This window comes from bacterium, assembly GCA_036524115.1.
Taxonomy (GTDB): Bacteria; JAUVQV01; JAUVQV01; order JAUVQV01; family DATDCY01; genus DATDCY01.
The window spans coordinates 1-2408 of record DATDCY010000310.1 but is presented as its reverse complement, the minus strand read 5'-3'; the positions used below and the strand labels follow the sequence as shown (position 1 = coordinate 2408).

Sequence of the window (2408 nt, the reverse complement as noted above, 5' to 3'; positions counted from 1 at the left end):
GGTCTGGACCTGGAGCGGGGAGCGGCGCATCGCCGAGTTCGTCGAGGTGCCCGCCGGCGTCACCCTGCGGCTCGAACCGGGGACGGTCCTGCGCTTCGCCTTCGTCGACCGCGACGGCGACGGCATCGGGGACGCGGGCCTGCACCTGCTCGGACGGATCGAGGCCGACGGCCGCGACGGCGGGACCATCGTGCTCACGTCCGCGGAGGCGCGGCCCCAGCCCGGCGACTGGCAGGGGCTTGTCTTCGACAACTCGCACGGCAACCTGCTCGCCGGCTGCCGGATCGAGTACGCGCAGCACGCGCTGCACGCGCACTTCTCCTCGGGCGCGGTGGTGCGCACGCGCCTCGAGCGCAACATCGAGGGGACGCGCCTGGGCAACTCGCGCTTCGAGATCGCCAACTGCCTGGTCCGGGACAACGAGAGCAAGGGGCTCAACTTCTTCGCCTGCGCGAACACCATCCACCACAACCTCGTCACCGGCAACGGCGTTGGCCTCTTTCTCTTCGACAGCGACACGGACTCGGTGATCGAGGCGAACAACATCTTCGGCAACCTGCGCTACGACGTGCGCCTCGGGGACTTCTACCGGGGCGGCCGGACCCTGCGCGGGAACTGGTGGGGGACGGCGGACCCGGCCGCGATCCGCGCGCGCGTCTACGACGCCGACGAGGACCCGGCGCTGGGTCGCGTCGAGATCGAGCCGGCGCCGGCCCCCTTCGTGACGGGCTGGGAAGCCGCCCGGTGAACGGGCCGGCCCGCCCGCCCGAGGCGACGAGCGGGCCTCCCGGCGCGCTGCCCGCGTGCAGCGCCGGCCTCGCGGCGCTCGCGGTCGTTCTCTGGCGCGCGCTCCCGGCCCTCATCGGGCAACCGCTTGCGCCGCTGGTGCTCGTTCCGGCGCTCATGAGCACCGCGGCGGGCGGCCTCGTCCCGTGCCTCGCACCGCGACGCATTCCGGCCGAGGCGGTCCCGCGGCAACTGGGCCGGCTCTCGCTGGCGCTGGCGCTCGCGCTGTGCGCCCAGCCGGGGTTCTTCTTCGCGCTCGCCCGTGTCGCGCCGCTCGCCGGCTGGTTCCTGGCGCAGACGCCGCAGCCGCGACCCGTCGCGCTCGCGGCGCTCTGCGTCGTCGTCGCGGCGCCGTTCTTCGTCGGCGGCTGGCTCGTGGCCCTTGCGCTCGCCGACCGCCGCGCCGACGCGGGGCGCGCCTGGGCCGGCGTGCTCGCCGGAGGCGCGATCGGGGCCCTCGTCGCCCTCGTCGTCGTCCCGGCCGTCGCATCCGGGGGCGCCGTCGAAATCCCGTACGCCGGAGGGCGCCGGGAGTCGGGCGCGCTGCTCGCGCGCTGGGGCGTCTCGTCCCGCGTGCTCGTCAGGCCCCTGCGCGGCGACGAAGCGGCCACGGCGCTGGCGCTGGGAGGCCTCCACAGCGGGCCGCTCCCCGAGCAGCTTGGCCTCGTGGTCGACGACGTGCCGTACGCGAACGTCGTGCGTCACCGCGCGGGGGACGAGTCCGGCTGGGAGCCGGCGAGCCTGGCGGCCCTGGCCCACGGCATCCGGCGCGACCCGCGCGTGCTCGTTGTCGGCGCGGGGGGCGGCAGCGATGTCCTCGTTGCCCGTGCCCTGGGGGACGGGCCGATCCGCGCGGTCGAGCCCGACGCCCTCGTCGTGCGCGTCGTCGAGGAAGACCTCGCGGGCTTCTCCGGCCGGCCCTTCTCCCTGGCCGGGGTCGAGGCGGTCGTGGCCGACGGGCGCGCTTTCCTGCGCCGCGATCCGTCGGCGTACGATCTCATCCTGGCCCCCGGCGCGCCCGGGCTGCCGCGCCTGCTGCCGTCAGGCGGGGACCGCCTTGCCACCCGGGAGGCGTTCGGGGAGCTGCTGGCGCGCCTGGCCCCGGACGGGCTTCTCTCCCGCCGATTCAGCGCCGGCGAGAGGCCGCTGCTCCGGTTCGTTGCGACCGCGCGGGCGGCGCTCGAGGATGCGGGCGCGGAGGCGCCGTGGGCTCACCTGTTCATCGCCGCCGCGGGGGACGTCGCGAACATGATCGTCAAGCGCTCGCCGTTCACGGTCGGCGAGGTGGCGGTGCTCGAGGCGCGCTGCCGCGGGCTGGGCTTCGAAGTGGTGTACTCGCCGGCCCGCGAGGGCGCGGGGGCGATCGCCCGCTTCGTGCGCGCCGAGGACCCCGTGGGCTTTCTCGCCGGGCTCTCCTACGATGCGACGCCCGTCGGCGACGACCGGCCGTTTCTCCTCCGCCAGCTCCGTCCGCGCGATCTGTTCCTCGGCGGCTCGCGCGGGGCGGGCACCGCCGACCGCGCGCTCGTCGCGGTACGGAACCTGCTCTGCATCGCTCTCGTGCCCGCGCTCGCCGCGGCGCTCGTGCCGCTGCGGCGCCGCGCGCCGTCCGACGGCGTGAC

General features: G+C 75.9%; 2 protein-coding genes. Both read left to right on the top strand.

The genetic code is table 11. The features are described 5' to 3' along the window. On the top strand, positions 1–748 hold a 748-nt coding region (locus VI078_14695; GenBank protein ID HEY6000532.1), incomplete at its 5' end, for a right-handed parallel beta-helix repeat-containing protein. Then, positions 745–2408: hypothetical protein (locus tag VI078_14690; GenBank protein ID HEY6000531.1), on the top strand; the 1664-nt coding region annotated here is incomplete at its 3' end. The genes VI078_14695 and VI078_14690, both read left to right, overlap by 4 nt.